Here is a 12,179-nt window from a genome sequence, read left to right as displayed (position 1 = left end):
ACATATACCCCAACACTCCCACCCTCTCCCCCCCCCCCCCGCTCGTCCGATCCGCTCCTTCCGGGGCGGCCACCGGGCCGTACCCGTCGGCCCGGATCCACCGGGCCGACGGGTCTGTCAGTGCTGTTGGGTCGCACAGCTCGCACAAGTCGTACGGTTCGCACAAGTCGTACGGGTCGTACGGGTCGTGCGCGTCTGTCGGGAGGGTCCGGTACGGCCGCCCCGTCAGCTCACTCTGACCTCGGACAACTGCTCCAGGGCCAGGGGCTGTGCCGCGTAGGTGATGCGTACGACGCCGTCGGCGTGGCGGTCGGCGGTGGCGGCCACGCCGAACACCCGGCGCAGCAGTTCGGGTGTCAGGACCTCCAGGACCGGGCCCGCGGCCACCACCCGGCCCTCGTCGAGCGCCACCAGGTGGTCGCAGAGGCGGGCGGCCAGGTCGAGGTCGTGGAGGACGGCGAGGGTGGTGATGCCGGTGCCCCGGATGAGGTCGAGGAGTTCGAAGCGGGCGCGTACGTCCAGATGGTTGGTCAGCTCGTCGAGGACGAGGAGCCGGGGGCGCTGCGCGAGGGCGCGGGCCAGCAGTACCCGCTGGCGCTCGCCGCCGGAGAGACAGGTGATGTCGCGTTCGGCCATATGCCGGATCCCGCAGAGGTCGAGGGCCTCCTCCACGGCCTCGTGGTCCTCGGGGCTGTCGCGGCCGACGAGGCCGTGGTGCGGGGTGCGGCCGAGGGCCACGGCCTCGTTGACGCACATGCCGGCCGGGCTGCCGCCGGCGTCCTGGAGGACGGCGGCGGTGCGGCGGGCGGAGCCGCGCGCGGTCAGTCCCCAGACGTCGTCGCCGTCCACGCGGACCACACCGCGGTGGGGCCGCAGCGAACGGTAGACGGTGCGCAGCAGGGTGGACTTCCCGCTGCCGTTGGGTCCGACGAGGCCGACGATGTCGCCGGGCCCGGCCTCCAGGTTCACGTCGTGGAGTACCGGACGGTGGCCGAGTTCGACGTGGATCTGTTCGACGGTCAGCTTCATGCGGTGTCCAGGCTCTTGTTGCGGCGCAGCAGCCAGAGGAAGAAGGGCGCTCCGAACAGGGCGGTGAGAATACCGAGCGGCAGCTCGTTGGGGCGGTGGACGGTCCGGGCGAGCAGGTCGACGACGACCAGGTAGATGGCGCCGACCAGGGCAGCCTGGGGGAGCAGTCTGCGGTGGTCGGCGCCGGTCGTGAGGCGCACCAGGTGCGGGATCATCAGGCCGACGAAACCGATGCCGCCGGCGACGGCGATGACCGCGCCGGTCACCAGGGAGGAGAGCGCCAGCAGTACGGCCCGCAGCCGGTGGACGTCGACGCCGAGGGCGGTGGCGGACTCGTCTCCGACGAGCAGGGTGTTGAGGCGCCGGCCGAAGAGGGTCAGGACCACGGTGGTGGTGATCACAACGGTGGTGACGAGCGGCAGTTGTCCCCACTGGGCACCGGCGACGCTGCCCAGCATCCAGAACATCACGGTGCGCAGTTCGGTCGGGGTGGCCTGGAGCTGGAGATAGCTGGTGGCGGCCAGGAACAGATAGCCCACGGCGACCCCGGACAGCACCAGGCGGGTCGGTGCGAGCCGCCCCTGCTTCCGGCCGAGGAAGAAGACCAGGGCGGCCGCCAGCGCGGCCCCGAGGAAGGCCGCCGAGGACACGCCGAGGCCGCCGAGCGCGCCGCTGGTGAGGGTGATGACGAGGACCGCCCCGAGCGACGCGCCGGACGAGACGCCCAGGACGTACGGGTCGGCGAGCGGGTTGGCGACGACGGCCTGCAGGACCACTCCGGCGACGGCCAGACCGGCGCCGACCAGCGCCGCCAGTACGACGCGCGGAGTGCGGAAGTTCCAGACGATCTGGTCCGTCGCGGGGTCGGTGACCGCCCCGCGGCCGGTGACCCGGTACCAGATGATCTGCCAGACCTCGGCCAGCGGTACGGTCACGGCGCCGATGCTGATCGCCACCATCATGGCGCCCAGCAGTACGGCCACCAGGGCCACCAGCACCAGGGCGGAGTTCGGCCGGCGGCGCCGGCCGGGGTGTTTCAGAAGTTCTTCGGGTGCAGCATCCCGGCGATCGCCGCTACGGCCAGATCGTTGCTGGGCCCGAGGTAGATCGAGTCGGACAGCACGAGGGAGCGCTTGTTCTTGGCGGCCGGCCACTGGGGGAACTCCTTAAGCAGTTTGCGGGCGTACGCCTCGGGATCCGGGTCGTTGTAGCTGATCACCACGAGGGCGTCCACCTGCTCGGCCGCGACCTTCTCCTTGCTGAGGTCCGCGAAGGCGGTCCGGGAGGCGGCGGCGAAGACGTTGCTGCCGCCCGCCTTGGCGAGGACGTCGTTCCAGATGCCGTGGGCGGCGATGGAGCTGAAGTCGTTGCCGCCCATGCTCATATTGGAGAAGACGACCATGACCTTGGGCTTCTTCTCTGCCTTCACCTTCGCCGACACCTCGGCGATCCGCTTCCGGGAGTCGGCGATGAGCTTCTCGGCGCGGTCGCCGACGTTGAAGACCTTCCCGAGGTCGCGCAGGAGTTGGTAGCTGTCCTCGACCGTCATCCGGGAGGTGTCCTGGTCGCAGCCCTGCGGGGACACGTAGGTGTGGGCACCGACGGCCTTGAGATCGTCGCGGGTGGCGAAGCCGTTCTTGGCGTCGAAGCCGTACGACGTGGTGGACAGCACCAGGTCCGGGGCCAGGCCCAGCATCGCCTCGCGGGGGACGTCGTAGGCGTCGTTGAGCTTGATGTCGCCGGTGGCCAGCTTCTTGATGGCCGCGGCCCGGCCGGGGACCTCGGAGCGGCCGTAGGACTGCTGGTTCGCGACGACGCGGTCGCCGAGGCCCAGCGCCAGCAGGGAGGAGACCTCGGCGACGGACGCGCCGTTCATGACCACCACCCGGCTCGGGGCCTTGGTGTAGGTGGTGGTCCGGCCGCAGTTCTCGATGGTGACCGGATATCCGGGGGCACTCGCGCCCCCGGCGGACTTGTCCGCCGGGGCCGACGAGGCCCCGCATGCCGTGGTGGTGGCCAGGCACAGGGCACCGGCCAGGACCACGGCAGCGGTCCGTTTCGTCTGCACACGATCTCCTTGGGGCGGGGAAGACTCCGCCCAAGTAGTCGGTGCGGGGTGGGCCGGAGTTCCCGGAAGGTCAGACCTTCCGGCTGCCGGGGGCCGGCAGGATGCCCTTTTCCACGCAGTGGTCCAGGTATCGGAACACCAGCGTCCGGTCGGCCCGCGGGCAGCTGATACCGGTGCCTTCGAGACCGCGCAGCACCCGGTCCGCCCGGACCCGGCCCAGTCCCAGCTCGGGCTCGGTGTCCTCGTCGACGGTGAAGGAGTCGAAGAAGGCGCCGGTGGTCGCCGCCACATCGGCCGAGCGGGGCAGTTCCCTGCGCCACTGCCCCAGCGGGAGCCGCTTGACGTCGTACCCGTACTCCCGCACCCAGTCGTAGACGTCCGCCAGGCGGACCGGCTCGACGGGGGCGTGGTTGAACACGGACCCGGGTTCGGCGGTCAGCGACAGCCGTACGACGGCGCGGGCGACGTAGTCCGCCGGGGTCCACACCTCGGCGTCGAACAGTTCGGGCACGATCCCGGCGGGGATACCGGAGGCCAGCACGCTGAACAGGAAGTCCCGCCGGTTCACCTGGCCGGTGTCCGCGGCGCCCGTCACCCGGCCCAGCCGGTGCAGGGTGACCGGGAGACCGCGTTCGGCGGCCTGCTCCAGCAGGCGTTCGGATGCCCACTTGGACTGCTGGTAGCCGCTGATCAGGCCCGGATGCGCGGGGATGAACGCCTCGGGCACCTCGGGACTGCTGCTCCGGGGCGGGGCCACCGACAGGGTCGACACCAGATGCACCGGGACGGACCGCGCGGACGCCATCCGCAGCAGCAGCCGGGTGGAGTCGGTGTTGGCGGCGCGCAGGCTGCCGTAGTCGCGCATGATGCTGACCGTCGCCGCGTTGTGGACGACGGCGTCGCAGACCTCGGCGAGCCGCGCCAGCCGGTCGGCCCCGAGACCCAGGTCGGGGCGGGAGAGGTCGGCGGGGACCGCGGTGATCCGCTCGGCGCCGTCCGGCAGCGGAATCTCCTGGGCCGCCAGGGCCTGCCGGATCCGGTCCGCGGCCTCGTCGGGGGTCGCGGCCCGGACCGGGCAGACGATCTCGGCGTCGGTGGTACGGAGCAGCTCGGCCAGCAGATGGGGGCCGACGAAGCCGGTGGCACCGGTGAGCAGGACGGTGCGCGGTGGGCCGGCCGGGCGCGGCGCGGCGCCGGGCCGGATGTCGTCGTCCAGTACGGCATCGGCCACGACGGTCTCCGAGAGGGCCGCGGCGGCCGGGGTCTCCCCGCGGCCCTCCAGACGGTGCGCCAGGTCGGCGGCCGTCGGATGCTCGAAGAGCCAGGCGACCCGGACCTCCCGTGCCAGCTCCGCGCCGAGCCGGTTGGCGACCTGGATGGCCTGGAGCGACTGGGCGCCGAGGTCGAAGAAGTCGTCCTCGGGCGTCATGCCCTCGACCCCCAGGACCTGGGACCAGATCCGGGTGATGGCCGCCTCCAGCCCGCCGGTCTCCTCCGCCGGGGCGGTCCGCTCCGCGACGACGGTGCCGAGGGCCTTCCGGTCGATCTTCCCGGTGCTGGTGCGGGGCAGCCGGCCGGTGAACTCCACGGCGGACGGGACCATGGCCGCCGGGAGGACCTTCCGCAGCCCCTCCCGCACCTCGGCCGCGGTGGGCCGGGGGTCCTCCGCGACGATATGGGCGGCGAGCCGCCGGGTCCCGTCCGGCAGGACCTGTCCGACCACGGCGGCCTCGCGGACGTACGGCTGGGCGAGCAGGGCCGCCTCGACCTCGGAGGGGTGGACCCGGTGTCCGCTGATCTTGAACTCGTCGTCCGCCCGTCCGAGGAACCGCAGCTGACCGTCGGCCCCCACGCGCACCAGGTCGCCGGTGCGGAAGGCCCGCGGACTGCCGGGCAGTTGTGCGAGCGTGGTGAACCGGGAGTCGTCCGGTGCGTCCGCCCCGCGGTAGCCCAGGGCGAGCGCGTCGCCGATCAGATGGAGTTCGCCGTCGACGACCGCGGCGCGCATCCCGGGCAGCGGGGTGCCGATCGGTACGTCACCGGGGTCCGCGGGTGTCTCGTGCAGGTCGGCGACCGTGGCCACGACCGTCGCCTCGGTCGGACCGTAGGTGTTGAACAGCCGCACCGAGGTGCCGACCGTGCTCCGCCAGCGCTCGACGCGTTCGGGCAGCGCGGCCTCGCCGCCGATGATGACGGCGCGCACTCCGCCGGGCAGCGGCACGGTGCCGGTGGACAGGGCGTAGGACAGCTCGTGCCAGTACGCCGTGGGCAGGTCCAGCACGCTGATCCGCAGCCGGTCGGTGTCCCGCAGGAACCGGGGCAGCGACTCGGTCATCTCGCGGGTGCGGACGACGAGGGTGGCACCGGTGCACAGGGTGAGGAAGACCTCCTCGACACTGGCGTCGAAGTGCAGGGGCGCGAACTGCAGGACCCGGTCGTCGCGGTGCAGGCCGTAGCGGTGCGCGGCACCGGCGACGAACACGGCCAGCGCGCCGTGGCTGATCTCCACCCCCTTGGGCCGCCCGGTGGAGCCCGAGGTGTGGATGAGATAGGCCAGGTCGTCGGCCGTGCCGGCCGGGGCGAGGGGCGCCTCGGCACCGTCGCCGGGGGCGTCCAGCAGCAGGGTGGGGCGGTCCGCGAACCGCCCGGCCTGCGCGGTATGGGTGAGGACCAGCGACGGCCCGGCGCTCTCCAGGAGCGCCCGGGTCCTCGTCTCCGGCGCGTCGGGGTCGAGCGGGCAGTACGCGGCGCCGGAGAGCAGGACGGCCAGGATCGCGGTGACCGCGTCGATACCGCGCGGCAGGGCGACGGCCACCACGGCGCCGGGGCCCGCGCCACCGGCGGTGAGGCGCCGCGCGAGCTGCCGAGCCGAGCCGAACAGTTCGGCGTAGGTGATGCTCCGGCCGTCGTGCTCGACGGCCGTGGCGCCACCGCGCCGCGCGGCGTGGTCGGCGATCAGGCCCAGCACCGGCCGGGCCGGTCCGGGCAGCGGTCCGCCGTCCAGGACGGTGTACGGGCTCCGGCCGATCGGCCGGTCCGGCTCGGCCAGCGCCTCCCGCAGCAGCGCCAGCAGCTCCCGCTGGTGCGCGGCCAGTCCCGCCTCGTCGTACAGCTCCGGGTTGGCGTCGAGGGCGATACGCAGGCCCGCGCCTTCGGCACGGTCGTACACATTGACCGCGAGGTCGTCGACGGGTCCCGCGGAGACGTTGTGGACCGTGCTGCGCGCGCCGCCGAACCGGAGGTCGTACTCGAACGGCATGATGTTCACACCGGGTCCCGACAGGCGCCGCTTGCCGCCGACCAGCTTCAGGTCCCGCCGGAGCTGTTCGTAGCGGTACCTCTGGTGCGGCCGGCCCGCCCGCAGTTCCTCGGCCACCCTGACGGCCAGGTCCCGCAGGCCGTCCTGCTCGCCCACCGCGATACGCAGGGGCAGGATGTTGCGGACCATGGAGGGCACCCGCAGGGACACCGAGCCGAGCCGGCCCATCGAGGGCAGGCTCAGCACGACCTCGGGGGCGCCGCTGACCCGGTGGACATAGGCGGCGGTGACGGCGAGCAGCAGATCCGACCAGGTCACCGAGAGTTCGGCGGCGACGGCGCGCAGCCGTGCCGTTTCGGCGGGATCCAGGTCGACGACCCGGCGCAGGAAGGTACGGGCGGGCAGCGCCTGTTCGGTGGTGAGGCTGGGAACCGCCGGGCGGTCCCCGAACCGCCCGGTCCAGTAGGCGCGGTTCTTCGCGAAGCGCTCCGAGCCGAGGTAGGCGGCCTCCTCCTCCCGGACCGACTCCAGGGTGCCGAAGCCGCTCTCGCCCAGCGGGGCGTCGGCCACCAGGGCGGTGTACACCTCCGCCACCCGGCGGGCGACCAGGGAGAGGCCGAACCCGTCCAGCGCGATGTGGTGGACGCGGTGGTACCAGAGGTACTCGCCGGGCGCCGTACGGAGCAGGGCATGGCCGAAGACCGGGTCGCGGGTCAGGTCGAGGGGCCGGTCGATGTCCCGGGCCATCCAGGCGAGGGCGGCCCGGTGCGGATCGTCCTCGCCGGTCAGGTCGGTGAGGTGCGGCTCCCACTCGATACCGGGGTCGCTCACCTGCCAGGGCCGGCCGGTCTCGTCGGTGACGAAGCGGACGTTCAGGGCCTCGGTCTCCGCGACGGTGTGCCGCAGGGCCTTCTCGAAGACCACCGGGTCCACCGGACCGTGGATGTGCACGTACTCGGCGGTGTTGTAGGCCGGGCTGTCCGGGTCGAGGTGGTGCCCGGCCCAGATGCCCTCCTGGGCCGTGAGGAGCGGCCGGCGTTCGGCGCGGGGGTCAGACGTCGGCATCAGCCGCTCCCGCCTGGCGTTCGGACAGCAGCTTCCACCACTCGCCGAAGGAGGTGCGCTCGGCGAGCTCCACAAAGCTCACCTCGGCACCGGCACCGCGCCATCGTTCGGCGAGGGTGGTGATGCGCAGCGAGTCCAGGCCCGCGTCGAGTGGGCTTTCGTCCAGGTCGACCTCGTCCGGTTGCTGATGAAGGAACTCCGCCAGATCCGCGCGGAAGGCGGCCAGCGTCAAGGGCTCGGGCATGGTGTTCTCTCTTGGTTAGCCGCAGGGGGAGGAGCGGATCCGGGTCAGTTGACCTTGCGGTCGGCGTCGCTCCAGAAGCGATCGCGCAGTTCGCGGCGGAGGATCTTGCCGCTGGGATTGCGCGGTACGTGCTCGATGAACTCGTAGGCCGCGGGCAGTTTGAAGGCGGCCAGCCGGTCGACGAGGAACCGGTGCAGGTCGCGCGGGGCGGGTTCCTGCCCGGCGACGGGTACCACGAAGGCATGGACCTTCTCGCCCCACCGCTCGTCGGGGGCGCCCACGATGACCGCCTCGGCCACTCCGGGGTGACGCTCCAGGGCGTTCTCGATTTCGGCGGGGTAGACGTTCTCGCCCGCGACGAGGATGGCGTCCTTGATGCGGTCCTGGATGAAGACGTAGCCGTCCTCGTCGACGTATCCGGCGTCGCCGGTGTGGATCCAGCCGTCGACGAGGGTCTCGGCGGTCTTGCCGGGCAGTCCCCAGTACTCGACCATCCGGGCCGGTGTGGCCAGGCAGATCTCGCCGACGGAACCCGCCGGCAGCTCCTTGCCGTCACCGTCGAGGACCTTGCTGAGGATCCCCGGGTAGGGGTGTCCTGCGGCCTTCATCCGGGGGTGGCCGGGGACATGGTCGGCGGGCGGCAGGCAGACGGCGGTGTTGCCGGTCTCGGTCAGCCCGTAGATCTGGGCGAACTCGCTGCCGAACACGGCCAGGCTCTCTTCGAGAAGGGCCTCGGAGATCGGCGACCCGCCGTAGACGATCTTGCGGAGGGTGGTGAAGTCGTCCGGCTTCACCCCGGGTTCGCCCAGCATCATCCGCAGCATCGCGGGGACGACGCATGCGGTGGTGATGCCCCGGTCCCGGACGAGGTCGATCGCCTCCCGGGGTGCGAAGGCCCGCATCGACACCACGGTCACGCCCGCGTTGAAGTTCTGGGTCGCCCACCACAGTCCGCCGACGTGGAAGCCGGGGATGCCGACCAGCGCGACATCATCGGTCCGCTGGTCGATCCAGTCGAGCCCCTCGCTCGCCAGGGCGTCGCGGACGGCGAAGAAGCTCCGGTGCGCGAGGACGACGCCCTTGGGCAGGCCGGTGGTGCCGCTGGTGTAGAGCTGGGCGACCGGTGTGTCCGGCGTCGCGGACGACTCGGGTTCGGTGTCCGGACGGCCCGCCGTCCAGGCGGCCGGGCCGTCGCCCGGGGCCAGCCGGACCACCGTCTTCGGCGGTGCCGTCGGCAGCCGGTCGAGGACGCCGGCGAACTCGTCCTCCAGGAAGAGCAGTTCGCTGCCGGAGTCCTGGAGGATATGGCTGACCTCGGGGGCGGTCAGCCGCCAGTTGATGGGGACCAGGACGGTCTCGCTCTTGGCACAGCCGAAGAGGATCTCGTAGTAGTGCTCGGACTCCTTGCCCAGATAGGCGATCCGGGCGCCGGGCGCCGCGCCCGCCGCCCGGAGGGCATGGGCGATGCGGTTGCTCTCCCGGTGCAGCCGGGCGTAGCTGGTTTCGCGGTCCTCGCAGACGACCGCGGTGACCTCCGGGCGGTGCTCGGCGTGGAAGCGCGCGGTCTCCACGAGGGTGGTGAGCAGGGGGTGGTGCAGCCTGTCGCCGGGTGTCCCGGGCGCGGACGGTTCGGCCATGGGCGGGTCTGCCTCTCGGTGTGCTCTCGGTCTGCCGGGGGGCGTGCCACCACCGGAAGGGGCGGCGGCACGCCGGGATGTGATGGCCGCGCGCGGCTACGGGGCGTTGACGAACGCGAGTTTCACGGAGCCGTCGCACCGGCCGCCCGCGTCGTCCCAGTACCGGTAGGCGGTCTCGGCGACGAGCAGCGGCTCCCCGCCCGGCGAGCGCCGCTCCACGGACAGGAACTCGATCTCGCCGAAGAACGAGCGTGCGTTGATGGGGCGCCGGAAACTGCCGCTGAAGCGGGCGATGAGGATGTCGGGGAGCTGGTGGCGCCAGTAGTCGTCCATCGACCAGCCCGCGAACTCCTCCAGGAGCCCTTCCTTCACCGCCTTGGCGACGGTGTAGTACATCATCTGGTTGTAGCTGATGTTGACTTCGACGGCGTTGAGATGGCCGGTGTCGTCGATGTAGCAGGACTCCGGGATGGCCAGCTCGCACCGCGCGGACACCAGGCTGGACCGGGTGCTCACCGCCGCGGACAGCAGGTACTTGCAGTGCGGCTTGTACGGCCGCAGCACCAGGGGCAGCAGTTCCTCGTCGTTGCCGTAGTCCTGCGCCGGCGGTGTGTGCTGTACAGGCGCGGTCATCGTCAGACGGCCTCGTCGTAGAGCTTGTGCGTGTCGTGGATGGTCAGCCGGAAGGAGACCACGGGCTCCGGGGTGGTGGTGTGCCGGGCCCGGTGGATCAGGCTGCGGTTGTCCCAGACCAGCAGGTCGCCCTTCTCGAAGGTCTGGAGGTGGATGTTGGCGTGCTCGAAGGTGTCGTCGAGCTGGCCGGTCGCCTCGAAGAGACGCTGGAGGAGGTCGCCCTCCAGCGGCTTGCCGTGCTCGTCCACCATGTCGACGGTGAAGCCCTCGCTGTTGTAGAGGATCGTTTCACCGGTCATGGGGTGGGTGAAGGTGCTGGGCTGGACCACGGGCGGGGTCTTGGTGTCGACCTCCTCGATGATCTCCGAGAGCGGCCGGTAGACGTCCGTGGGCCGGATCTTGAAGTACTTGCGCACCGAGTGCCGGGAGAAGGTGCCCGCCACCTCCTGCTTGAGGTCGTCGGAGAGCCCCTCGTACGCCTTGCCCATGTCGATGAAGTAGGTCCCCCGGTTCTTCTCGGGGATGACCTGGGGGTAGATGAACGTCAGGCCGAACGGGTCGGGCATGAACTGGTAGTCCGCGTGCCAGAACTTGCCGGTCTTCGGCACGCCGATCTGCTTGCCGTCCTTGGGCACGTTGGAGGAGACGAATATCTCCTCGACCTCGGGATGCTTGTACATGGGCTCGTAGTACGTCTCGGGACGGCCGAACGCCTTGCCGAGCTGCAGGAACGGCTCGGGCTCCAGGTACTGGTCCTTCAGGACCACGATCTTCCGGGTGTAGACGGCCTTCTTGATGGCCTCGATGTCCTCCGCGGAGGCGGTGGTGTGGTCGAACCCTTCGACGGTGGCGCCGATCTCCTGGCCGGTGACTTCGCTGATCTGCATGATCCCTGCTCTCGGTAGAGGTCGTGGAGCGGTGGAGCGGTGGAGCTAGCCGAGCTTCGCTTCGATGAGCTCGGTGGTCGCGCCGAGGGTGAGGTCCGCCTCGAGCTCGTTGTCGTCGATCTGGACGTCGAGTTCGCGCTCGATGCGCATGCTGATCTCGACCATGGTCAGGGAGTCGACGTCCAGCTGCGCGAAGGTGACGTCCGGGGTGATCCGGTCGTGCGGCGCGTCGTGGAGTTTCGTCACGATCTCGACGAGTCTGTCGTAGGTGGTGGCGCTCATGGCGTCTCCGTTCCTTCTGAGTCGTACGGGGAATCGGTCCGGGTCAGACCGGGCCAGGTCAGGAGGCAGGACCCCCAGGTGAGGCCGCCGCCGAACGCGGTGAGCAGAATGCGTTCGCCGGGGTGGATGGTGCGCCGGGCCACCGCGTCCGCCAGGGCGAGCGGGATCGACGCGGCGCCGGTGTTGCCCACGGACTCGACGTTGGTCACGAGCCGTTCCGGGGGCAGTCCGAGGTCCTCCGCCACCGAGCGCAGGATGCGCAGGTTGGCCTGGTGGGGGACGATGCGGTCGATGTCGTCGACCTTGCGGTCGCCGAGCGTGAGCGTGGCGCGGGCGGAGGCCGTCATCCGGGTGACGGCGTGCCGGAAGACCTCCTTGCCGCGCATGGCGAAGTAGTGGTCCTGGACGGCGGTCGGCCGGTCCGCCGAGCGCTGCCGTGAGCCGCCGGCGGCAACCATGATCAGCTCCTCGCCGGTGCCGTCGCTGCCGAGGTCGAAGTGGCCGACGGCGCCGGGTTCACCGGCGTGGCCGGCGCGCAGCACGACGGCTCCGGCGCCGTCCCCGAAGATGATCGCGTTGGTCCGGTCGTCGGGGTCGACGATGGTGGAGTAGGTGTCCGCGCCGATCAGCAGTACGCGGTCGGCCACCCCGGCCGCGATGAGCCCCGCGGCCGAGGCCAGTCCGTAGACGAACCCGGTGCAGACGGCGCTGATGTCGAAGGCCGCGGCGCCGGCCAGGCCGAGCCGGTCGGCCACCAGCGGGGCGGTGGCGGGGCAGGAGCGGTCGGGGGTCGTGGTGGCGACGACGACGGCGTCCACCTGGGTGGTGCCCGCGGACCGCAGCGCCCGGCGGCCCGCCTCCACCGCGAGGTCGGAGGTGGCCTGGCCGGGTGCGGCGAAGTGCCGCCGGCCGATTCCGGTGCGGGTCCTGATCCAGTCGTCGCTGGTGTCGAGCCGCCTGGACAGCTCCTCGTTGGTCACGACACGCGGCGGGAGCCAGCCGGCGAGACCGCACAGGACGGCGGCACGACCGGTGGGCGGGGCGGGAGAAATGGGCATACCGAGCGGTCGGTCAA

General features: G+C 71.5%; 10 protein-coding genes. All 10 read right to left on the bottom strand.

Annotated elements, in window-relative coordinates; all coding sequences use genetic code 11:
- Positions 1-225 precede the first annotated feature (225 nt).
- The 10 genes from ACWDR0_RS23475 to ACWDR0_RS23430 all read right to left on the bottom strand — a co-directional run bounded on the left by ACWDR0_RS23475 (position 226) and on the right by ACWDR0_RS23430 (position 12,162).
- The gene (locus tag ACWDR0_RS23475; RefSeq protein ID WP_456353702.1) at positions 226-1,029 is read right to left on the bottom strand and encodes an ABC transporter ATP-binding protein; all 804 of its coding nucleotides are present in this window, start codon (positions 1,027-1,029) and stop codon (positions 226-228) included.
- Entirely contained in the window at positions 1,026-1,991 is a 966-nt protein-coding gene (locus ACWDR0_RS23470; RefSeq protein ID WP_456353705.1) for a FecCD family ABC transporter permease, read from the bottom strand. The genes ACWDR0_RS23475 and ACWDR0_RS23470 overlap by 4 nt, the downstream gene beginning before the upstream one ends.
- 74 nt (positions 1,992-2,065) lie before the next feature.
- On the bottom strand, positions 2,066-3,097 hold the full coding sequence (locus ACWDR0_RS23465; protein WP_456353701.1) for an ABC transporter substrate-binding protein: 1,032 nt from the start codon (positions 3,095-3,097) through the stop codon (positions 2,066-2,068).
- 70 nt (positions 3,098-3,167) lie between these two features.
- On the bottom strand, positions 3,168-7,421 hold the full coding sequence (locus ACWDR0_RS23460) for an amino acid adenylation domain-containing protein (protein WP_456353700.1): 4,254 nt from the start codon (positions 7,419-7,421) through the stop codon (positions 3,168-3,170).
- A complete protein-coding gene (locus ACWDR0_RS23455) occupies positions 7,408-7,665 on the bottom strand; it encodes a phosphopantetheine-binding protein (RefSeq protein ID WP_456353699.1) in 258 nt (85 codons plus the stop codon). Before ACWDR0_RS23455 ends, ACWDR0_RS23460 begins: the two co-directional genes overlap by 14 nt.
- Before the next feature lie 44 nt (positions 7,666-7,709).
- A complete protein-coding gene (locus ACWDR0_RS23450) occupies positions 7,710-9,302 on the bottom strand; it encodes a long-chain-fatty-acid--CoA ligase (protein ID WP_456353698.1) in 1,593 nt (530 codons plus the stop codon).
- Positions 9,303-9,398: 96 nt separating this feature from the next.
- Positions 9,399-9,935: a (2E)-enoyl-ACP glycyltransferase gene (scoD, locus tag ACWDR0_RS23445; protein WP_456353697.1), complete on the bottom strand. Its 537-nt coding sequence runs from the start codon at positions 9,933-9,935 to the stop codon at positions 9,399-9,401.
- A 2-nt stretch (positions 9,936-9,937) separates the two neighbouring features.
- A complete protein-coding gene (scoE, locus tag ACWDR0_RS23440) occupies positions 9,938-10,822 on the bottom strand; it encodes a (3R)-3-[(carboxymethyl)amino]fatty acid oxygenase/decarboxylase (RefSeq protein WP_456353696.1) in 885 nt (294 codons plus the stop codon).
- A gap of 45 nt (positions 10,823-10,867) precedes the next feature.
- On the bottom strand, positions 10,868-11,104 hold the full coding sequence (locus ACWDR0_RS23435) for an acyl carrier protein (protein ID WP_456353695.1): 237 nt from the start codon (positions 11,102-11,104) through the stop codon (positions 10,868-10,870).
- Positions 11,101-12,162 (bottom strand): beta-ketoacyl-ACP synthase III, encoded by a 1,062-nt coding sequence (locus tag ACWDR0_RS23430; RefSeq protein WP_456353704.1) that lies wholly within the window; start codon positions 12,160-12,162, stop codon positions 11,101-11,103. Before ACWDR0_RS23430 ends, ACWDR0_RS23435 begins: the two co-directional genes overlap by 4 nt.
- Positions 12,163-12,179: the final 17 nt, after the last annotated feature.

Source organism: Streptomyces sp. NPDC003691, assembly GCF_053981115.1.
The sequence above is the reverse complement of the archived record's forward strand: the minus strand, read 5'-3'. Positions and strand labels throughout refer to the sequence as shown.

Bases quoted from the DNA above. Each gene is read 5' to 3' on its own strand.
- ACWDR0_RS23460 (WP_456353700.1), bottom strand. From the start codon at position 7,421: ATGCCGACGTCTGACCCCCGCGCCGAACGCCGGCCGCTCCTCACGGCC.
- ACWDR0_RS23455 (WP_456353699.1), bottom strand. From the start codon at position 7,665: ATGCCCGAGCCCTTGACGCTGGCCGCCTTCCGCGCGGATCTGGCGGAG.
- ACWDR0_RS23450 (WP_456353698.1), bottom strand. From the start codon at position 9,302: ATGGCCGAACCGTCCGCGCCCGGGACACCCGGCGACAGGCTGCACCAC.
- ACWDR0_RS23475 (WP_456353702.1), bottom strand. From the start codon at position 1,029: ATGAAGCTGACCGTCGAACAGATCCACGTCGAACTCGGCCACCGTCCG.
- ACWDR0_RS23435 (WP_456353695.1), bottom strand. From the start codon at position 11,104: ATGAGCGCCACCACCTACGACAGACTCGTCGAGATCGTGACGAAACTC.
- scoE (WP_456353696.1), bottom strand. From the start codon at position 10,822: ATGCAGATCAGCGAAGTCACCGGCCAGGAGATCGGCGCCACCGTCGAA.
- ACWDR0_RS23430 (WP_456353704.1), bottom strand. From the start codon at position 12,162: ATGCCCATTTCTCCCGCCCCGCCCACCGGTCGTGCCGCCGTCCTGTGC.
- scoD (WP_456353697.1), bottom strand. From the start codon at position 9,935: ATGACCGCGCCTGTACAGCACACACCGCCGGCGCAGGACTACGGCAAC.
- ACWDR0_RS23470 (WP_456353705.1), bottom strand. From the start codon at position 1,991: ATGATGGTGGCGATCAGCATCGGCGCCGTGACCGTACCGCTGGCCGAG.